The 20,801-nt window shown below is 64.8% G+C and carries 16 protein-coding genes and 1 pseudogene; 10 read left to right on the top strand and 7 right to left on the bottom strand.

Going from position 1 to position 20,801, the window contains the following annotated elements; all coding sequences use genetic code 11:
* Positions 1 to 69: 69 nt before the first annotated feature.
* The 4 genes from ACVMDN_RS38650 to ACVMDN_RS38635 form a co-directional block, all read right to left on the bottom strand.
* Complete coding sequence (locus ACVMDN_RS38650; RefSeq protein WP_076824552.1) at positions 70 to 1,359, bottom strand: cytochrome P450; 1,290 nt, start codon at positions 1,357 to 1,359, stop codon at positions 70 to 72.
* Between the two features lie 151 nt (positions 1,360 to 1,510).
* On the bottom strand, positions 1,511 to 2,608 hold the full coding sequence (locus ACVMDN_RS38645) for an HD-GYP domain-containing protein (protein ID WP_076824550.1): 1,098 nt from the start codon (positions 2,606 to 2,608) through the stop codon (positions 1,511 to 1,513).
* A gap of 290 nt (positions 2,609 to 2,898) precedes the next feature.
* Complete coding sequence (locus tag ACVMDN_RS38640; RefSeq protein WP_076824548.1) at positions 2,899 to 5,184, bottom strand: xanthine dehydrogenase family protein molybdopterin-binding subunit; 2,286 nt, start codon at positions 5,182 to 5,184, stop codon at positions 2,899 to 2,901.
* A complete protein-coding gene (locus ACVMDN_RS38635; RefSeq protein WP_026192016.1) occupies positions 5,181 to 5,672 on the bottom strand; it encodes a (2Fe-2S)-binding protein in 492 nt (163 codons plus the stop codon). The genes ACVMDN_RS38640 and ACVMDN_RS38635 overlap by 4 nt, the downstream gene beginning before the upstream one ends.
* Positions 5,673 to 5,981: 309 nt before the next feature.
* On the opposite strand from ACVMDN_RS38635, the gene ACVMDN_RS38630 reads away from it, so the two are divergent.
* The 3 genes from ACVMDN_RS38630 (at position 5,982) to ACVMDN_RS38620 (ending at position 7,911) form a co-directional block, all read left to right on the top strand.
* Positions 5,982 to 6,770: an alpha/beta fold hydrolase gene (locus ACVMDN_RS38630; protein ID WP_076824546.1), complete on the top strand. Its 789-nt coding sequence runs from the start codon at positions 5,982 to 5,984 to the stop codon at positions 6,768 to 6,770.
* The gene (locus ACVMDN_RS38625) at positions 6,767 to 7,102 is read left to right on the top strand and encodes a hypothetical protein (protein WP_057015339.1); all 336 of its coding nucleotides are present in this window, start codon (positions 6,767 to 6,769) and stop codon (positions 7,100 to 7,102) included. The genes ACVMDN_RS38630 and ACVMDN_RS38625 overlap by 4 nt, the downstream gene beginning before the upstream one ends.
* A gap of 134 nt (positions 7,103 to 7,236) precedes the next feature.
* Entirely contained in the window at positions 7,237 to 7,911 is a 675-nt protein-coding gene (locus ACVMDN_RS38620) for a dienelactone hydrolase family protein (protein ID WP_076824544.1), read from the top strand.
* A 131-nt stretch (positions 7,912 to 8,042) separates the two neighbouring features.
* On the opposite strand, the gene ACVMDN_RS38615 is transcribed toward ACVMDN_RS38620, so the two are convergent.
* The 3 genes from ACVMDN_RS38615 to ACVMDN_RS38605 form a co-directional block, all read right to left on the bottom strand.
* Entirely contained in the window at positions 8,043 to 8,798 is a 756-nt protein-coding gene (locus tag ACVMDN_RS38615) for a polysaccharide biosynthesis/export family protein (protein WP_076824542.1), read from the bottom strand.
* 173 nt (positions 8,799 to 8,971) lie between these two features.
* On the bottom strand, positions 8,972 to 9,628 hold the full coding sequence (msrA, locus tag ACVMDN_RS38610; RefSeq protein ID WP_076824540.1) for a peptide-methionine (S)-S-oxide reductase MsrA: 657 nt from the start codon (positions 9,626 to 9,628) through the stop codon (positions 8,972 to 8,974).
* Positions 9,629 to 9,758: 130 nt separating this feature from the next.
* Positions 9,759 to 10,076 (bottom strand): hypothetical protein, encoded by a 318-nt coding sequence (locus ACVMDN_RS38605; RefSeq protein WP_016842666.1) that lies wholly within the window; start codon positions 10,074 to 10,076, stop codon positions 9,759 to 9,761.
* A gap of 373 nt (positions 10,077 to 10,449) precedes the next feature.
* Here ACVMDN_RS38605 and rpsT point away from each other — a divergent pair, with 373 nt between their 5' ends.
* The 7 genes and pseudogenes from rpsT (at position 10,450) to murA (ending at position 20,789) form a co-directional block, all read left to right on the top strand.
* A complete protein-coding gene (gene rpsT / locus ACVMDN_RS38600; RefSeq protein WP_057015335.1) occupies positions 10,450 to 10,716 on the top strand; it encodes a 30S ribosomal protein S20 in 267 nt (88 codons plus the stop codon).
* 1,227 nt (positions 10,717 to 11,943) lie between these two features.
* Entirely contained in the window at positions 11,944 to 13,374 is a 1,431-nt protein-coding gene (dnaA, locus tag ACVMDN_RS38595; RefSeq protein WP_057015334.1) for a chromosomal replication initiator protein DnaA, read from the top strand.
* A 264-nt stretch (positions 13,375 to 13,638) separates the two neighbouring features.
* Positions 13,639 to 14,757: a DNA polymerase III subunit beta gene (dnaN, locus tag ACVMDN_RS38590; protein WP_057015333.1), complete on the top strand. Its 1,119-nt coding sequence runs from the start codon at positions 13,639 to 13,641 to the stop codon at positions 14,755 to 14,757.
* A 78-nt stretch (positions 14,758 to 14,835) separates the two neighbouring features.
* A complete protein-coding gene (locus ACVMDN_RS38585) occupies positions 14,836 to 15,201 on the top strand; it encodes an endonuclease domain-containing protein (protein ID WP_076824746.1) in 366 nt (121 codons plus the stop codon).
* A gap of 73 nt (positions 15,202 to 15,274) precedes the next feature.
* Positions 15,275 to 16,412: pseudogene (gene recF, locus ACVMDN_RS38580) on the top strand (DNA replication/repair protein RecF).
* Between the two features lie 484 nt (positions 16,413 to 16,896).
* Positions 16,897 to 19,332 carry a DNA topoisomerase (ATP-hydrolyzing) subunit B gene (gene gyrB, locus ACVMDN_RS38575; RefSeq protein WP_057015330.1) on the top strand — a complete coding sequence of 812 codons (2,436 nt, stop codon included), beginning with the start codon at positions 16,897 to 16,899 and terminating at the stop codon, positions 19,330 to 19,332.
* A gap of 164 nt (positions 19,333 to 19,496) precedes the next feature.
* A complete protein-coding gene (murA, locus tag ACVMDN_RS38570) occupies positions 19,497 to 20,789 on the top strand; it encodes a UDP-N-acetylglucosamine 1-carboxyvinyltransferase (RefSeq protein ID WP_076824538.1) in 1,293 nt (430 codons plus the stop codon).
* The last annotated feature ends 12 nt before the right edge of the window (positions 20,790 to 20,801 follow it).

Genomic DNA, 20,801 nt, shown 5'->3' with positions numbered 1-20,801 from the left:
GTTAGTATCGAACCCGGAATCTCGAGATTCCGGGCCTGGTCCTTCGAACCATCCCGGAAGGACAAGTACTCAATTCACCTCGAACCGGATCGGCAGCTTCTTCGGGCCGTTGACGAAATAGGCCTGCGTCATCTTCACCTCGCCGTCGAGCGACAGCGACTTCAGGTGCGGCAGCAGCTCCTCGAACAGGATGCGCATCTCGAGCTTGGCGAGGTACTGACCGAGACAGAGATGCGCGCCATAGCCGAACGCGACATGGCGGTTGGGCTTGCGGTCGCTGCGGAAGCGATCGGGGTCCTCGAACACCTCCTCGTCGCGATTGCCCGAGGCGTAGCACAGCATCAGCCAGTCGCCCTTGGCGATCTTGCGGCCGCCGAGCTCGGTATCTGCGGTGGCCGAGCGCATGAAATGCTTGACCGGCGTCATCCAGCGGATCGACTCGTCGACCAGGCCCGGAATCAGGTCCGGATTGGCCTTCACCTTGGCGAATTCCGCGGGGTCCCTGGCCAGCGCCCAGATCGCGCCGGCGGTCGATGATGAGGTGGTGTCGTGGCCCGCGGTCGCGACGATCATGTAATAGCTGGTCTGGTCGTGCTCCGGCATGTACTCGCCGCCGATCTTCGCGTTGGCGATGACGGTGGCGAGATCGTCGCGCGGGTGCTGGCGGCGATCCTCGGTGATCTTGCGGAAGTAGGCGGAAAAGTCGGCGATGATCGCCTGCAACATCGCGGAGACCTGCTCCGCGCTCAGCGCGTCGCGGACGCGCGCGGTGTCGGGATCCTGCGGCCCGAACAGTTCCTGGGTCAGCTTGAGCATGCGCGGCTCGTCCGCCTCGGGCACGCCGAGGATCTCCATGATGACGTGCAGCGGATAGCCGAGCGCGACATCCTCGACGAAGTCGCAGGCGCCGCCCCTCGCGAGCATGCGTTGCACCGTGGCGCGCGCGATCTCGCGGACGCGGGCCTCGAACTTGCCGAGATTGGCCGGCATGAACCAGCCTTGCGTCAGCGCGCGATATTTCGGGTGGTCTGGCGCGTCCATCTGCACCAGCGAGCGCACCAAATTGGGCCCGCCGGTGATCTTGCGAACGCGCTCCTCGAGCGCCTGCGTCGTCAGGGTGGTCGGCCGATCGGCGTTGTGGAATAGCTCGTTCTGCCGGCTGATCGCCTGGATATGCGCGTGCTTGGTCACCACCCAGAACGGATCGAACTTCTCGGGCCGCGCGATGCCGAGCGGGTTGTTGGCGCGCAGCCAGCGATAGCTGTCGTGGATGCGGTCGTCCGCATAGGCGACGGGATCGACGAGGGTTGCCGCGATGTCGGCGGGGATGTCGAAATCCCCGGTCGTTGCCGTATCCATGATCGTCCTCACCCGTCGGAGCATCGGTCTTGCCGATGATCACCGGAATCTAGGCGGAGGTAAGGAGCGCGACTTGCGTTGATTGGCTAGAGCCATCGCCTCAGCCGGCATTGCGACGACGAAGCGACGAAGCAATGACGGGGTTGAGGGCTCAATAATGCCCGAACGCCACCGGGCGGAACGCCTGCAGCAATTGCTGGTCGAGCTTGCCGCCCATCTCCTCCATCATGGAGAATGCCTTGGCGTGGGTGAACTGCAGGCGGTAGGCGCGCTTCTCGACCAAAGCGGCATAGACGTCGACGATCGTGGTGACGCGGACGATGTCGCTGATCTGGTTGCCGCTGAGGCCGTTCGGATAGCCGGTGCCGTCGAGGAATTCGTGGTGATGCAGGATCACGTCGAGCATTTCCGGCGGGAAGCCGCCCTGCGCGGACAGCGCCTCGTAGCCGCGGCGCGGATGCTCGCGCATCTCGGCCATTTCCTCCACCGTCAAGGCGCCGGGCTTGTCGAGCAGCGCGACCGGGACGAAGGCCTTGCCGACGTCGTGCAGCAGCGCGGCGCGGGCGAGCCGGCGCTGATCGTCCTCACGCATGCCGAGGTGCTGCGCGAACGCAACCGCAAAACCGGTCACGAACAGGCAATGGCGATAGGTCTCCTGGTGATGGCAGCCGACCGTGGTCAGCCATTCGCGCAGCGAGTTGTGCTTGATCGCCTTGAGGATCTTGTTCTCGGCGGCGACGATGTCCTCGAACTTGAGCGGCTCCCCGGCGCGCATCCGCTCGAACATCTTGACCATCACGCCGTGCGCGGCTTCGACGCCGCGGTTGAGCGCCTTGCCGCGATCGGTCTCGTCATAGCCGCTGTCGTCGGGGAATGCGGCGCGGATGCGCTGCAGGATGCCGCGCGCATCGAACGGCCGCGAGATCGTGTCGGTGGCGCCGAGCGCCCAGGCCTGCATCGAGGCGTGATGCAAGGCGTCCGCCAGCACGAACAGCCGCGGCATCTCGCGATAGGCGTCGGCCTGCAGCTTGGCGCGGACGAGTTGCACGGCTTCGGGCGAGCGCAGATTGATGTCGACGACGATGCCGGAGAGATCGCGGGCCGGCTGCTCGGGAATGTCAGAGGTCGGAACGGTATCGACCTCGCCCACCGAGCGCAGGATGTTGGCGAGCTCGTTGCTCTGATCGCTTCGATCTGACGCCAGCAGGAGGCGGCGCTTCGAAGTCTGGTTGTTGGCTAAGGCAGTCATGGCATCCCCGTCGCGGTAACGACCGACGCCGGACGCTACCTGACGATGCGTTCCCTCCGGCTTAATGGGGATGCTGAACGGCGGCTGAGCGCAATGGATACAATTAGAGCGATCGCCGAATCCGCCAGCAAAATCAGGCCGGCCGGAAATCGATGCAGTTGCGCAGATCGGCGGTGAATCATGAATTTCTGCGGCGTCAAAGTTGATGCCGTCACTGCCCGGCCGACGCGCGGAGCAAAGAAAAACGCCGGAGAGCTCGTGCTCTCCGGCGTTCTTGTTCGTTCAGGCCGTTACGCCTTCATCGCCGCCTTGACGGCTTCCGCGGTGATCGGCAGGCCGCGGACGCGGGCACCGACCGCGTTGAAGACGGCGTTGCCGATCGCCGGCGCCACCACCGTCACCGCGGGCTCGCCGACGCCGGTCGCCTTCTCGCCATTGGCGATGACGTTGACCGCGACTTCCGGCAGCTGGCTCATCCGAAGCGGCGTGTAGCTGTCGAAGTTGGTCTGCTCGATGCCGCCGTCCTTCAACGTCGCCTTCTCGAACAGCGCCAGCGACATGCCCCACAGCGCCGCGCCCTCGACCTGGGCGCGGATGCCGTCGGGATTCACCTGCGTACCAACGTCGGTCGCAACCGTCAGCTTCTTCACCGTCACCTCGCCCGACGGGGCGACCGCGACATGGGCGACGCAGGCGGTCCAGCTCGCCGTGGCGCGCTCCTGCGACGACACGCAGGCCACCCCCATGCCTTCGCCCTTGGGCAGCTGCTTGGTGCCGTAGCCGGCAAGCCCCATCGCAGCGAGCAAGGTGTTGCGGAGACGCTGCGCGCCGCCGTCATTCTTGCCCTTGCCGTCGAGCAACGAGATGCGCAGCTGCGCCGGGTCCTTGCCGGTCGCATGCGCGATCTCGTCGATCATGCTTTCGACCGCCCAGAACGTCCAGCCCGGCGCCACCGAACGGAGCTGACCCGACGGGGTGGCGTTGTGCGCCATCTCGTTCTTGATCGCCCGCACATAGTGGTTGGGCACGGTGTAGAAGAAGTCCGCTCCGTTCACGGTGAAGGAGTCGAGCGGACCCTTCTTGTCGACCGACGGTGTGAGGAAATCGGGGATTCCCCAACGCGCGGTCGGCCAGGCCGAGACCACGTCGTGGCTCATCGCGACGATCTTGCCGTCGCCATCCATGCCGGCTTTCACCTTCTGGTAGGTCAGCGGACGCGAGAAATCCATCGTCATGTCGTTTTCGCGCGTGTAGATGACCTTGACCGGCTTGCCGACGGCCTTCGCCGCCTGCACCGCGGGCACCATCATGTCGGCGTCGAGACGCCGGCCGAAGCCGCCGCCCAGCCACATCTGGTGCATCACCACGAACTTCGGATCGATCCCGGCTGCGCCGGCCGCAATCGCGCCGGAGCGCGTCGCGAACTGGTTGCCGGAATAGATGTGCAGGATGTCGCCCTTGAACTCCGCGGTGGCGTTCATCGGCTCCATCGGAGCGTGGATGTTGATGTTGGTGGTGTATTCCGCCTCCAACACCTTGGCCGCCGAGCCGAAGGCCGCCTTGGGATCACCGTCCTTGACGAAGAACTGGCCGGAATCGTCCAGTCCCTGAAGCCGCTTGGCTTCCGTGAGCAGCGATTCGCTCGACAATTTTGCGTTCGGACCGCCGTCATAGCTGATCTTCAGCGCAGCCGCGGCCTTCTTCGCCTGCGCATAGGTGTTGGCGACCGCGACGACCCAGCCGGTCGTGGTTGTGGTCTTGTCGTCGAGGGTGACGGCCTTGATGAAGCCGGGCAGCTTCTTGGCCGCGCTATCGTCGACCGACTTCACGGTGGCGCCGTACCGCACCGGCGGCGTGACCAGCGCGCCGTAGACCATGCCCGGCACCATCACGTCGATGCCGTACTTGGCCGTGCCGTTGGTCTTCGACGGGATGTCGAGTTGCGGCACCGAGACGCCGATCATCGTGTACTGGTCGGGCGTCTTCAGCTTGATCGCCTTCAGATCATCCGCCGTGAAGGTCTTGGTCGCCTTGCCGCTCTTCACCACTTCGGCGAACGACATCGACTTCTTCGACTTCGCATGGCTGATCCTGGAGTCACGTACCACCAGCTCGCCGGCCGGCACGCCCATGGAGGCCGCCGCCGCCTCGGTCAATGCAATGCGGCCGGCTGCGCCGGCGCGGCTCATCGCGTCGAAGTTCATCATCGTCGACCAGCTGCCGCCGGTGATCTGCGCGCCCAGCACGGGATCGTTGAACTTCGGATCGTTGGAGGCGAGTTGAACCCGCATGTCCTTCCAGTTCGCGCCGAGCTCTTCGGCCACGATCTGCGCCATGGTCGAGGCGACGTGCTGGCCCATGTCGGCCTTGCCGCAGGTCACGGTGACGAGACCGTCGGGCGCGATCGAATACCAGACGCTCGGCTCGAAGTTGGCGGGCGCGGGTGCCGCGAGCGCCTGGTCGATGCCGGACCCGGCGTAGCCGAGCACGAGGCCGGTTGCAGCGGTGCCGACCAGGAAGGAACGGCGGCTGAGATCGGTCGTCTCTGGCGCGAGGTTTTTCACGTGCTTGTTCATGTGGCCCTCCGCTCGGATCCGGTGGCCGATGCGGTGCGCATGTCGGACGCAGCGCGCATGATCGCCTTCTGGATTCGTGAATAGGTCATGCAACGGCACAGGTTGCCGTCCATATGCGCGACCACTTCTTCCTTGGTCGGGTTGGTATTCTTCGACAGCAGCGCCGCCGCCTGCATGATCTGGCCGGACTGGCAGTAGCCGCATTGCGGCACCTGCTCGGCGACCCAGGCCTTCTGCAAGGGATGATCGCCCTTGGCGGAGAGGCCTTCGATGGTGGTGATCTTCTTGCCGACGGCGTCGGCGACCGAGGTCTGGCAGGACCGCACCGCTTCGCCGTTGACGTGAACCGTGCAGGCGCCACACAGACCGGCGCCGCAACCGAATTTGGTGCCCGTCATCTGCAATTGCTCGCGGATGACCCAAAGCAGCGGCGTGTCATTGGCCGCCTCGACGGACATATTCCGTCCGTTGATATTGAGATTTGGCATCTCTCTCCCCTTCCGGTGTAGGAAGCCGCTTACGGCGGCAACTCACTGTTGGGTCTTGGCCGGCGCCCACCGGGTAAGCGACAGTTGCCGAAACAATGATCCGGTTCCCGGCTGGAGGCAATCCAATTTGGAATTGCTCGAAAAGAATAAATTTCCGAAGATGCCTGTTGTGCGATGCGGCAACGGCATGACGCTTTTTGCAATGCCAGCGTTCGTGTCTAATCGCCAGGCGCTTGCTCAAAGCGTCGGCAGCAAGCACCGGCAACGCCGTCCGATGACAGCGGCAAGAGAAACACAAGGAGCCCGTCAATGGCCAAGCTCAACCGCAACGGCGTCGAGATCTACTACGAGATTCACGGCAGCGGCCCGCCGCTGATCCTGACCCACGGCTATTCCTCGACTTCGGCGATGTGGCAGGGCCAGATCGAGGCGCTGTCGCAGCGGCACAAGCTGATCCTGTGGGACATGCGCGGGCACGGCCAGTCCGACTATCCCGACGATCCCGATGCCTATAGCGAAGCGCTGACGGTCGGCGATATCGCCGCTCTGCTCGACGCCGCCGGCGCCGACAAGGCGATCGTCGGCGGGCTGTCGCTCGGCGGCTACATGTCGCTCGCCTTTCATCGCGCCCATCCGGAGCGGGTGCGGGCGCTGCTGATCATCGACACCGGCCCGGGCTTCAAGAAGGACGACGCCCGTGAGGTCTGGAACAAGCGCGCCCGCGAGACCGGCGACCGCTTCGACCGCGAAGGGCTCGAGGTGCTTAGATCGTTGAGCGCCGAGCGCGCGTCGGTCACCCATCGCAACGCCAGGGGCCTCGCGCTCGCCGCGCGCGGCATGCTGGCACAGCGCGATGCACGGGTGATCGAATCGCTGCCCGGGATCCAGGTGCCAGCACTGGTTGTGGTCGGCGCCGACGACACGCCGTTCCTGGCGGCGTCCGACTACATGGCGGCAAAAATCCCCGGGGCGCGGAAGGCGGTGATTCCGAACGCCGGCCATGCCGTCAACATCGACCAGCCGCAGGCCTTCATCGCCGCGGTGCTGCCGTTCCTGGATGGCCTTGAAGCCGGCGCGCCGGGAAAGCCCGCGCCATGAAGACAATCGCCGTTGCCTTGTTGCTGACTGCGGCGACGACAGGGGCGAGCGCGCAGAAGCTGCCGTTCGTCACAGCCCCGTCCACTTTCACTGCGACGTTGTCGAACACCACGCCGCTGGTGTTCGGCATGGGCGTTGCGGACGCGCAGCGCGCGCTCGGCACGCCTTTCACCTATGTCAGCGGACGGCCCGGCAACGAGATCTTCCTGACCTTCCGCGACCTCGGCGGCAGCGGGCTGTTTCCGCACCACGACCGCCTCTTCCTGCAATTCCGCAAACACCGGCTGACCGGCTGGAAGGCCGACTGGGGCGAGAACTGGATGTGGCGCTAGAGCATGGTCCGGAAAAGTGCGAAGCGGTTTTCCGAAACGGCCATGTTCAAACGAAGAGCCAAAGCGCGACGACGATGTCATCGCGCCTCATCATCGAGAGCTTCATGCACCCCCCAAACTGACAAGGATGGACCATGGGACAAGACATCAAACTCAAAGCTTCGGACGGATTTGAACTCGGCGCCTACCGCGCCGATCCTGCCGGCGCGCCGAAGGGCGCGGTCGTCGTGATCCAGGAGATTTTTGGCGTCAATCACCACATCCGCTCGGTCTGCGACCGGCTGGCGAAGGAAGGCTATGTCGCGGTTGCACCTTCGATCTTCGACCGCATCACGCCGAACTTCCAGAGCGGCTATTCCCCCGACGAGATCGCCGAGGCGCGGAAGTTCGTTGCCAATCCGGACTGGGCCGCGATGCTGCGCGACAGCCAGGCGGCGATCGACGCGGTGAAGCCGGTCGGTCCGGTCGGCATCATCGGCTTCTGCCTCGGCGGCAGCGTCGCCTATGCTGCCGCCACCAAGCTGGCCGGGCTGTCAGCCGCGGTCGGCTATTACGGCGGCGCCGTCGTGCGCTTCGCCGACGACAAGCCGGCGGTGCCGACGCAGCTACATTTCGGTGAGAAGGATGCCGGCATTCCCCTGAGCGATGTCGAGACCATCAAGTCGAAGCGGCCCGAGGTCGAGGTCTTCATCTATCCCGGCGCGCAGCACGGCTTCCATTGCGACGAGCGCGCCAGCTACGACAAGGCAAGCGCCGACATCGCCTGGCCGCGCAGCATGGAGTTTTTCGCAAAGCATCTGAAGAAGTGACGCTGCAAGCGTCATTCCGGGGCGATGCGCAGTATCGAACCACAGATGCGCAATTGCGCATCGGGGAATCTCGAGGTTCCGGGTCTGGTGCTAACGCACCATCCCGGAATGAAGAAGGACACTATCCTTCTTCAGAACCAGCGCTCGCCGACGAATACCGTATCGCCCGGGCTCATCGGCGTGCCCAGCGGCACCACAAAGCGCCCGGAGCCGGACGCATCGGTGTGGGTCAGCGTCACGCTGTCGCGGCGGGCACGCGGCGAGAAGCCGCCGGCAATCGCGACCGCGCTCTCGACCGTCATGTTCGGCACGTAGGGATATTGGCCGGGGGCCTGGACTTCGCCGAGGATGAAGAACGGACGATAGGACTCGATCTCGACCGCCACCGAAGGCTCGCGGATATAGCCGTTGCGCAGCCGTGCCGAGATTTCGCCGGCAAGCCCGGCCGGCGTGCGGCCGCGCGCCGGCACCGAGCCGATCAGCGGCATGGTGATCGCGCCCGCGGCGTCGATCGCATAGGAATTGGTCAGGCCTTCCTGGCCGTAGACCACCACGCGAAGCTTGTCGCCGGGGCCAAGGTGATAGCCGTTGTCGTAACCGGCGGGGGGTCCACCCGGGGAGGCGGCGGCATAGACGACCGGGGCGGCGGCCGGTGCGGCATAGCCATAACCAGGGGACGTGCTGGCGAAGGCGGAACGCAATGCGCTGATCGCACCGCTGCCGCCTGCATCGGCAACCGGAGCGGGTGCGTAGGCCGGGCCGTAGGTGACGGCATCGACGCCTTGCGGGCCGACGGCGACGGGACCGGACGTGCTCATGCAACCAGACAGCGCGAGCGCAGCCACAACGGCAGTGATCGGCAATCGTAACGCGCGTGCAACCGGCACCGGACCTATCCCTCAACGGCGAGACAGGCCCAGTCTTGCACCACTTATGGTTAACAAAGGGTTTTCGAGGATCGAGCGGGAGGCCGGAACAGCCGGCCTCCCATTGGCTTGGAGCCGTGCCCGGGAAGAGCGCAAACCGGCTTTCCAGAGCGAGCTCTTTCTCAACAAGACGATCAGGCGGTGACGCCGACGCCGATCGGGCAGGACACGCCGGTGCCGCCGAGCCCGCAATAGCCCGCCGGATTCTTGGCGAGGTATTGCTGGTGATAGTCCTCGGCGAAGTAGAATTCACCGGCTGGCGCGACCTCGGTGGTGATGGCGCCGAGGCCCTTGGCGGCAAGCGCCTTCTGATACATCGCCTGCGACTCATCGGCGGCTTTGCGCTGCGCGTCGCTGAACGTGTAGATCGCGGAGCGATATTGCGTGCCGATGTCGTTGCCCTGGCGCATGCCCTGCGTCGGGTTGTGGCTCTCCCAGAACGTCTTCAGCAGCCTCTCGTAGGAGATCTTCTTCGGGTCGAACACGACCAGCACCACTTCGGTGTGGCCGGTGCGCCCCGAGCATACTTCCTCATAGGTCGGGTTCGGCGTGTGGCCGCCGGCATAGCCGACCGCGGTGGTGTAGATCCCCTCGCCGAGTTCCCAGAACTTGCGCTCCGCGCCCCAGAAGCAGCCGAGCCCGAACACCGCCTGCTCGAGGCCTTGCGGATAAGGCGGCTGCAACTTGCTGCCATTGACGAAATGGGTGATCGCGGTCGGGATCGGCGTCGCGCGGCCCGGCAACGCCTCGGCGGCGCTTGGCAACGCAGTGGTCTTGCGCATGAACAACATGGACACCTCCAGGCGGGACATCGGCCGACGCGGCAACGGCCTGCGGGCCGGCTGTCACCTATATATGTCCTTACGCGGATGATGGCAGCCCCGTTACGGGGCGGTGCAGCCAAGGAGGGCTGCCGACAAGTCAGTCGCGCGCGTAGCCGATCAGGGGCTTACGCGGCCGGAACAGGATCATCAGCAGGATGCCGGCAATGCCGAGCACCGCGAATACCGGCTGCTCCAGAAGCAGGCGGATCACGTCATTCCAGAGCCAGGGCGCGAAGCGATCCACCCAGGCATGGAATGCCTGCTGGCTCGACTGGTGGATGTCGTTCCAGAACTGGCCGAACTGGGTGAACCGCAGGCTCTGGTCGGCGACGTAGCGGGCCCCGTCATAGACCATGAAGATGAAGCTGCCGGCCAGCAGCAGAAGGCCGATCAGACGGAAAAAGCCGCGGATCATGCGTCACCCTAACTCCCAGTCGCGCCCCACGCGTCGTCAGGCCTTACCGGGCGCCCCCCGGAAATTCAACCTCTTCAGCGGCTTATCCGGCCCCCGCAGGGACGATTTCGGGCCCTTTTGGGGTCCCGAAAGCGTTGACGCTTAAGCCCGCGCCATCTATAAGACCGACCGATGGCGGCGGGCGCAATCCTGCCGCCGCTGTTCTTTGGACAGTGTCGCATGCGGAGGCAGCATTTTGCGCTCTTCGCATGGCCGCCTCAAGGACACCCAAGAAAACCACCTTGGACAAATACATCAGAGTTGAGATTTGAACCGGCCGGTGCGCGCAAGCCCGACCACCGAGCGATCACCGCCGAAGGACAGTTAGAGAACCATGGCCAACACCACCTCCGCCAAGAAGGCGACCCGCAAGATTGCCCGCCGCACCATCGTCAACAAGTCGCGCCGCACGCAGATGCGTGGCGCGGTGCGCACCGTCGAGGAAGCGATCAAGAGCGGCGACCGCGAGGCGGCACTGAAGGCGATGAGCCGCGCTGAGCCCGAGCTGATGAAGGCAGCACAGCGCAACATCATTCACAAGAACCTCGCGAGCCGTAAGGTGTCGCGCCTCACGCAGAGCATCGCCAAGCTCGCGAAGTAACGGCTTGCCACCAGAGCTGACTGGAAAACACATTTGTCACGAAGCCCGGCTCGCGCCGGGCTTTTTGTTTTTGTCTCGACTTTTGTCGTGGAAGTTTCATAGCGCGAGAACACTTCGCGTTGCCGCGCAACGAACTGCGTGTCATGTTTCGTCGCGTCCGTAGTTCTACCGGCTCGACATGCTTAACGCGCCACACTCGCCCACAGATTGTTCTTCGCTAAGCTAGATAGATGGAATAGCGCGCGAGCATTTCGCGGACGAAACTTGCGAAGCGGGGTTACCCTGCAAAAGTAATCGAGAAAAATGACGTCTCGCGAATTACTTATGCACATAGCGTTGGACAGCGATTGGAAAAATGACCGGCGCGAGACCAAATGTAAATTTTCTATGAAAAATTTTTGGTATTGCACCGTCGTTTGTGACACGCGTGAATCTGTGCGCTGATTCAAAAACTTGCTTTCGCAACTCAGCATCGGCAACGCCGCAACAGTCGCGAAGAGTCTCGATCCCCGTCGAATCCACGGATTGTCAGAAAATCAGCTTGGTGTATTTATTTCTTGTTCGCGACGCCCACGGCTCTCCAGATCAGCGCGGTTTGAGACCCAGGGGCGGACGCACAAATCGGCGGCGGTGTGTGCGTTAGCGACGCTTTCCAAGCGAAGCTAGATTGACAACTCATAGCGATATGAGGACAGACGACCTGTGTCAAAAATTCTCCGGCGATGTCCCCGGCAATTTGGGGGATCGAACAAGAGAGACCAGGACGTCAGTCGGAATCTGGCAGCGGGAACGCGGAGCGAGTGAACGGGTTGACGACGACACGGCGGCGGCGAAGCGCCGGGCATTTCGGTGTTCGGTAGCAGCAGTTCGAATTTGAAGACACGAGCAAGCTGACAACTTGCCGCGATACGTCGCGGCGGGAGGGGGAGGTCATATGGCTTACGGTATCATCACTGCAGTCGAACCAACGACAGCCGAAGCGCAAATTTCCAGTGGTGCCGTAATCAACCCCTCGGACGTCAGCTCCCACCCGAAGCGTCCGTCGAGTACGCGCTGACCTCGCGGGGCGCATCTTCTCCAAACAGCTGATCTGTCGGGTGGCGCATGGACGCCACACGGGAGAGCTTTGTCCGGAGCAGACCGCGCCCGCTAGAGGTCGCGCCGCGGCAGGAAACCTGCACGGCGCTTTCGCAACGATTATCTCTCAGACTTGGAAGTACGAAGGCAATGACGAACACGGAACAGGATCGCTGGTCGCGGGTGAAGGGACGTTTGCGGACGAGCGTTGGCGAGGACGTCTACACGAGCTGGTTCGCTCGGATGGATCTGGAGAGCGTGCACGACGAGAGCGTGCATCTGTCGGTTCCGACCCGGTTCCTCAAGAGCTGGATCCAGGCGCACTATGCCGAACGCGTGCTCTCCTGCTGGCAGGCCGAGATGCCCGAAGTGCATCGCATCGACCTCACCGTGCGCTCGGCAATCCGCGCGACGGCTCCGGTGAAGGAAACGGTTGCGCCCGTCGAAGTGCGCCGCATCGAGCGCACTGACGGCCGGCTCGTGCCTGAACTGCGCTCGGTTGCGACCGCGCCGGTGTCCGCGAGCCACGACGCGCTCGGCGGCTCGCCGCTCGATCCGCGCCTGACCTTCGCCAGCTTCGTCGTCGGCAGGTCCAACACGCTGGCTCATGCGGCGGCCCGCCAGGTCGCGGAAGGTCGCCGCGGCGATCCCGTGATGTTCAACCCGCTCTACATTCATGCCGGCGTCGGCCTCGGCAAGACGCATCTGCTGCAGGCGGTGACCTGGGCCGGCAATTCCGGCGGCGAGCGCAAGGTGCTGTATCTCACCGCCGAGAAGTTCATGTACGGCTTCGTCGCGGCGCTGAAGACGCAGACGGCGCTGGCCTTCAAGGAGGCGCTGCGCGGCATCGACGTGCTGGTCATCGACGATCTGCAGTTCCTGCAGGGCAAGTCGACGCAGGCCGAGTTCTGCCACACGCTGAACGCGCTGATCGATGCCGGCCGCCAGGTTGTGATCGCAGCCGACCGTCCGCCGTCGGATCTGGAAAGCCTCGACGACCGCGTGCGCTCGCGGCTCGCCGGTGGCCTCGTGGTCGAGATGGGCTCGCTCGGCGAGGAACTGCGGCTCGGCATCCTGAAGTCGCGCGTCGCCGCCGCCCGCGCCCACCATGCGAGCTTCGATGTACCGGAGGAAGTGCTCGACTATCTGGCGCGCACCATCACCCATAACGGCCGCGACCTTGAAGGCGCGATCAATCGCCTGCTGGCGCACTCCAAGCTCAACAACCAGCCGGTGACGCTGGAGATGGCCGAGCGCGAGGTGCGCGACCTGATCCGCCCACAGGAGCCGAAGCGGATCAAGATCGAGGACATCCAGCGCGTGGTCGCCCGGCAGTACAATGTCAGCCGCTCCGACTTGCTGTCGTCCCGCCGTACCGCCAATGTGGTACGCCCGCGCCAGGTCGCGATGTATCTGGCGAAGACGCTGACCTTGCGCTCGCTGCCGGAGATCGGCCGGCGCTTCGGCGGCCGCGACCACACCACGGTGTTGCACGCCGTGCGCAAGATTGAGGCACTGGTCGCCAAGGACACGGCGCTGTCGGAGGAAGTCGAATCGCTGAAGCGCCAGCTGCAGGAATAGGGCCGCTTCATCCGGCCGGATCGTTCCATAGCCCTCCCCTCGCCAAAGGGGAGGGCTAAACTTTTTTCCGACCCAAAACGTGGGGAACGGGGCTCGTTTCGCGCCCGTATCGCTTGCACCGGCCGCCCATCCGCGCCACCTTGCGGTCCCCCCGTGGGTTTGATCAAATCCGGTATTGATCCGGCTTTTCGGGTTTCCAATGCCGCGGCGCTGCCCTGAACGGCCGCCCGGCTTTTCCATCTGAGGGATCTGGCGGGTATTGCAATGAAGGTCACCGTCGAGCGCGCGCAACTCCTGAGATCGCTGGGTCACGTTCACCGCGTGGTCGAGCGCCGCAACACCATCCCGATCCTCGGCAACGTGTTGATCCGCGCCGAGGGCGCCAAATTGTCGCTGAAGGCGACCGACCTCGACCTCGAGGTGACGGAGACCTTGGCCGCCGAGACCGGAACCGCCGGCTCGACCACGGTGCCCGCGCACATGTTCTACGACATCGTCCGCAAGCTACCCGACGGCTCGCAGATCGTGCTGGAAGCCGACGGCGACCGCTCGGTGCTGGCCGTGCGTGCCGGCCGCTCGCGCTTCACGCTGCAGACGCTGCCCGAGAGCGACTTCCCGGGCCTTGCCGCCGGCGACATGACGCATTCGTTCTCACTGCCGGCGTCCGACATCAAGCGCCTGATCGACCGCACGCAGTTCGCGATCTCGACCGAAGAGACCCGCTACTACCTCAACGGCATCTATCTGCACGCGGCCGGCAGCGCCAAGGCGGCGACCCTGCGCGGCGTTGCGACCGATGGTCACCGGCTGGCGCAGATCGACCTCGCGCTGCCCAAGGGCGCAACCGGCATGCCCGGCGTCATCGTCCCGCGCAAGACGGTCGGCGAGGTGCAGCGGCTGATCGAGGGCGACGACGCCGAGATCTCGATCGAGCTGTCGGACGGCAAGATCCGCTTTACGCTCGGCAATGTGGTGCTGACCTCGAAGCTGATCGACGGCACCTTCCCGGACTACGGCCGCGTCATTCCGCAGAACAACGACAAGGAACTCGTCGTCGACAAGAAGGATTTCGAGGCCGCCGTCGACCGCGTCTCGACGATTTCCAGCGAACGCGGCCGCGCGGTGAAGCTCGCACTGTCCGCGGGCAAGCTGGTGCTCTCGGTCACCAACCCGGATTCCGGCAGCGCCACCGAGGAGCTCGAGGTCGAGTACGCCTCCGACGCGCTCGATATCGGCTTCAACTCGCGCTATCTGCTCGACATCGCCGCCCAGATCGAGGGTGAGGTCGCAGTGCTGAAGCTCGCCGATCCCGGCTCGCCGACCCTTGTGCAGGACCGCGACAGCAAGGGCGCGCTCTACGTGCTGATGCCGATGCGGGTGTGATAACCCTCTCTTCACGAGCAACTGCACCCTCTCCCCTTGTGGGAGAGGGTGGCGCCGCAGGCGCCGGGTGAGGGGTTGGTGCCGCGAACGCCGCACCATCGACCGACCGATGAACGCCTCCGCAGCTTCGCAAAGAAGATGCGCCGGGAGCCGACTGACGCGGAAGCGAAGATGTGGCGCCTGCTGCGCGATCGGCGCCTGTCGCACTTGAAATTTCGAAGGCAGGTTCCATTTCGAAATTACATTCTCGACTTCGCGTGTTTCGAGAAGCGCCTCGCCATCGAGATCGACGGCGGTCAGCACGCTTCGTCGCCGCGTGATGCATCCAGGACTGACGCGCTTGCGGCGGAAGGCTTTCAGGTCTTGCGCTACTGGAACAATGACGTATTGCGGACGCCCGGGGCGGTGCTGGAAGACATTGTCGCCAAGCTTGCCGAGCTGTGAGATACCCCTCACCCGTCGCCTCACTTCGTGAGACGCCACCCTCTCCCACAAGGGGAGAGGGGAAGGAAGAGAAATGACCCCGTCCCGCATTCACCGCCTGTCGCTGACGCATTTCCGCAATTACCGGACGGCGACGCTGCAGGTCGCCGGCGACATGGTGGTGCTGGTGGGGCCGAACGGCGCCGGCAAGACCAATTGCATGGAAGCGGTCTCGTTTCTGTCGCCGGGCCGCGGCCTGCGCCGCGCGACGCTGGAGGACATCGCCGACAACCAGGGCGACGGCTCCTGGGCGGTCTCCGCCGAAGTCGAGGGCGCGCTCGGCCTTGCGACGCTCGGCACCGGTATCGATCCGCCGACCGGCGACGCCGGCAGCGCGAGGCGCTGCCGCATCGACCGCGAACCGGTGGGGTCCGCAACCGCGTTCGGCGATCATCTGCGCATCGTGTGGCTGACGCCGGCGATGGACGGCCTGTTCATGGGCGCCGCCTCGGAACGGCGGCGCTTCTTCGACCGCCTGGTGCTGGCGATCGATTCCGAGCATTCCAGCCGCGTCTCCGCGCTGGAGCGATCGCTGCGCTCGCGCAACCGGCTGCTCGAGGTGCGCAACTATGACGACCATTGGTGTGATGCGATCGAGCGCGAGACCGCCGAGCTTGCGGTCGCGGTCGCCGCATCACGCGGCCAGACCGCCGCCAAGCTCGCCGTGATGCTGCGCGAGCGCGGCGCGGCCTCGGCCTTCCCCTCCGCCGAGATCATGCTCGACGGCTGGATGGAGAATGCGCTGCTGCAGGAGCCTGCAACGGCGGTGGAGGACCGCTACCGCGAGATCCTGCGCGCCAGCCGGCCGCGCGATGCCGCCGCCCGGGCGCACGCTCGACGGCCCGCATCTGACCGATCTGCAGGTGGTCTACGCGCCGAAGAACATGCCGGCGCGTGACGCCTCGACCGGCGAGCAGAAGGCGCTCTTGATCGGGCTGGTGCTGGCGCACGCCACGATGGTCGCGGAGATGACCGGCATCGTGCCGCTGCTGCTGCTCGACGAGGTCGTCGCCCATCTCGATCCGAACCGCCGCAAGGCGCTGTTCGACGAGCTCGCCAAGCTCGGCGCGCAGGTCTGGATGACCGGCGCCGATCCCGCGGCGTTCGTCGATATCGGCCCGCGAGGAGAGATTTTCGACGTCGAATCCGGCCGCGCCACGCGGCGCGGCTGATTGGCTAGTCTAGGGCAATCTGAAGCGATGGCGCCGTCGCAGAGCGCATTGCCAAAATATCGAAAACAACCCCATGCAAAGTGGCCAGCGGCGGCAGGCGTTCGACCAAGCAGCTTGACACGTCGGGCAACTCAGGACAATATTCTAATATTCCGAAATTACGCGAGCATCCCTCGCCCCGGTTCGCCCTGCCCAGCGGGGAGAAGCGAACCTCCGAAGTCGCTCCAATTCAGCTTGGTCTCATCATGTTTCTGGCGGCGCAGAATCGGCCTCGATAGGGGCTCCGAATCCGCCACCGAATCGGGCTTTTCAAAGCCCTCGGAATCCGCCTTTGAAAGCCTTGAAACAGGCCTAAAAAATCCTATTTATTCAATAGTTTGTAGATGGAGACTTTGCGCTAGGCGCAACCCCTCTTTCATGGCACAAATAGCGGAATCAGCGCCTCATATTGCGCGGCTGATTCGGATATCCTCGAAGGCCTCACATGACTGAACCTGCCCGGCAGACCCCTGCCGAATCTGAGCATCCCGTTCCGGCCGAATATGGCGCGGAATCGATCCGGGTGCTGAAGGGCCTCGACGCCGTCCGCAAGCGCCCCGGCATGTATATCGGCGATACCGACGACGGTTCCGGCCTGCACCACATGGTCTACGAGGTCGTCGACAACGCCATCGACGAGGCGCTGGCGGGCCATGCCAGCCGCGTCCTGGTCACCCTCAACGCCGACAATTCCGTCACCGTGTACGACGACGGACGCGGCATACCGGTCGGCATCCACAAGGAAGAGGGCGTCTCGGCAGCCGAGGTCATCATGACCCAACTGCACGCCGGCGGAAAATTCGACCAGAACTCCTACAAGGTTTCCGGCGGCCTGCACGGCGTCGGCGTCTCCGTCGTCAACGCGCTCTCCAGCAAGCTCGCGCTGCGGATCTGGCGCGACGACAAGGAGCACTACATCGAATTCGCGCACGGCGATGCCGTGGCGCCGCTCAAAGTGGTCGGCGATGCCCCAGGCAAGCGCGGCACCGAGGTCACCTTCCTCGCCTCGGTCGAGACCTTCAAGAACATCGAATATGATTTCGCGACGCTAGAGCACCGGCTGCGCGAGCTCGCCTTCCTCAATTCCGGCGTCAACATCGTGCTCTCCGACATGCGTCACGCGGTCGAGAAGCGCGAGGAGATGCACTATTCCGGCGGCGTCGAGGAATTCGTCAAATATCTCGACCGCAACAAGAAGGCGATCGTGCCGGCACCGATCATGGTGCGTTCGGAAGCCAACGGCATCGGCGTCGAGGCGGCGCTGTGGTGGAACGACAGCTACCACGAGAACGTGCTGTGCTTCACCAACAACATCCCGCAGCGCGACGGCGGCACCCATCTGGCCGGCTTCCGCGGCGCGCTGACGCGCCAGGTCAACGGCTATGCCGAGGCCAATGCGAAGAAGGAAAAGATCGCGCTGACCGGCGACGATTGCCGCGAAGGCCTCACCGCGGTGCTGTCGGTGAAGGTGCCCGATCCGAAATTCTCGTCGCAGACCAAGGACAAGCTGGTGTCCTCGGAGGTTCGACCGGTGGTCGAGAACGTCCTGAACGAGGCGCTGGCCGCCTGGTTCGAGGAGAATCCGAAGGAAGCCAAGGAGATCGTCGGCAAGGTGATCCAGGCCGCCGCGGCCCGCGAGGCTGCGCGCAAGGCCCGCGAGCTGACCCGCAAGAATCCGCTCAGCGTCTCCTCGCTGCCCGGCAAGCTCGCCGACTGCCAGGAGAAGGACCCGGCCAAATCCGAACTGTTCATCGTCGAGGGCGACTCGGCAGGCGGCAGCGCCAAGCAGGGCCGTAACCGCGAATTCCAGGCGGTGCTGCCGCTGCGCGGCAAGATCCTCAATGTCGAGCGCGTCCGTCCCGACAAGATGCTGTCGTCCGAGCAGATCGGCACGCTGATCACCGCGCTCGGCACCGGCATCAGCGACGATTTCTCGGTCGACAAGCTGCGCTATCACAAGATCATCGTGATGACCGACGCCGACGTCGACGGCGCCCATATCCGCACGCTGCTGCTGACCTTCTTCTATCGTCAGATGCGCTCGATCATCGATGGCGGTTATCTCTATATCGCCCAGCCGCCGCTCTATAAGGTCTCGCGCGGCAAGTCCGAGCAATACCTGAAGGACGAGCGCGCCCTCGAGGACTACCTGATCTCGACCGGGCTCGACGAATGCGTCTTCAAGCCGGCCTCCGGCGACGACCGCTCGGGCCGTGATCTGCTGTCGCTGGTCGAGGACGCCCGGGTCATCCGCTCGGTGCTGCGCAACCTGCATAGCCGCTATAATCGCGCCGTCATCGAGCAGGCCGCGATCGCGGGCGTGCTCAATCCCAGGATCACGAGCGATATCGCCACCGCCAATTCGGCGGCCGAATACATCGCCAAGCGGCTGGACGCCGTGGCCGAAGAGGTCGAGCGAGGCTGGATCGGCACCTTCACGGAAGGCCAGGGGTTCCAGTTCGAGCGCACCGTGCGCGGGGTCAGGGAATTCGCCGTGATCGACGACGCGTTTCTCGGCTCGGCCGACGCCCGCAAGCTCGATGAATACGCGACCGAACTGCAAGAGATCTACGTGCGCGCGGGCAAGCTGCGGCGCAAGGATGCCGAGCAGATCATCCACGGCCCGATCGACCTGTTCGAGGCCGTGACCGACGCCGCCCGCAAGGGCATCTCGCTGCAGCGCTACAAAGGTCTCGGCGAGATGAACCCGGAGCAGCTCTGGGAGACCACGCTGGACACCGAGGCGCGCTCGCTGCTGCAGGTGAAGATCAAGGAGGTCGACGAGGCCGACGATATCTTCACCAAGCTGATGGGCGACGTGGTCGAGCCGCGCCGTGAGTTCATCCAGGACAATTCGCTCAGCGCAACCATCGACATCTAGGTTCCGCGCACGGCCAAGCGGGTGTGCGCTTTTCGGCGCCGTCGCGGCGCTACCTTTCGTGTGGAAGCTGCGCCGCCAGTTGTGTTACGGTGCCGCACGGCCGTTGATTCCGTTGCGGAATTTCCAATGGCCCAGTCTGAATGATGCGTTAGGGGACATTCCGCGTGCCGCCGATCCAATACATCGTCGAAGGCGGCCGCCGCCTTTCGGGCACCATCGAGCCGTCGGGCAACAAGAACTCCGCGCTGCCGATCATCGCCGCGGCACTGCTCACCGAGCACCCGGTCACGCTGACCAACGTGCCGCGCATCCGCGACACCGAAACGCTGGTCGAATTGTGCCGCTCGGTCGGCGCCACCGCCGAATGGACCGAGCGCAACACGCTGCAGATTCATGCCAGGGAGATCCGCGCCGCCGATCTCGATCCGGCGCTATGCGCGCGCATCCGCGCCTCGATCCTGCTCGCAGGCCCGCTGCTCGCCCGCTGCGGCGAGGTCGCGCTGCCGCCGCCCGGCGGCGACGTGATCGGCCGCCGCCGGCTCGACACGCACTTCCTGGCCTTCGAGCAGCTCGGCGCCACCGTCACCGCGACGCACCGGCTCGAATTCCGCGCCACGCGGCTGAAGGGCGCCGACGTGTTCCTCGACGAGCCCAGCGTCACCGCGACGGAGAACGCGCTGGTCGCCGCGGTCGCCGCCCGCGGCACCACCTATCTGCGCAACGCGGCCTCCGAGCCGCATGTGCAGGACCTCGCCAATTTCCTGATCGCGCTCGGCGCCAGGATCGAAGGTGTCGGCACCAACACCATCATCGTGCACGGGCCGGCAACGCTCGGCAGCACGACTTTCGCGATCCAGCCCGACCATATCGAGGTCGGATCGCTGATCGGGCTCGCCGCGGTGACCCGCTCGCCGCTGCGCATCGCGCGCGCCGGCGTCGAGCATCTGCGCTCGATCCGGATGGGCTTTGAGCGGCTCGGCATCGTCTGCGGCATCGAGGGCGACGACCTCGTCGTACCGTCCGGCCAGACCATGAAGATCCAGGACGATTTCGGCGGCCATGTGCCGAAGCTCGAGGACCAGCCCTGGCCGGCCTTCCCGGCCGACCTGATGTCGATCGCGATCGTCACCGCGACGCAGTGCGACGGCGTCATCCTGATGCACGAGAAGATGTTCGAATCCCGGATGTTCTTCGTCGACAACCTGATCGCGATGGGTGGCCGCATCGTGCTGTGCGACCCGCACCGCGCGATCGTCGCCGGCCCCAGCCGGCTGCGCGGCGCGCCGATGAACTCGCCCGACATCCGGGCCGGTATGGCGATGCTGCTGGCCGCGGTGTGTGCCGAGGGCACCTCCACCATCAACAACGCCGACCAGATCGAGCGCGGCTATGAGCGGATCGATGAGCGGCTCAACGCCCTCGGCGCCAAGATCAAGCGGATTCCCGCGCGATCGTGATTCCCTGCGGCA

The organism is Bradyrhizobium sp. USDA 4510 (assembly GCF_054059095.1).
The sequence above is the reverse complement of the archived record's forward strand: the minus strand, read 5'-3'. Positions and strand labels throughout refer to the sequence as shown.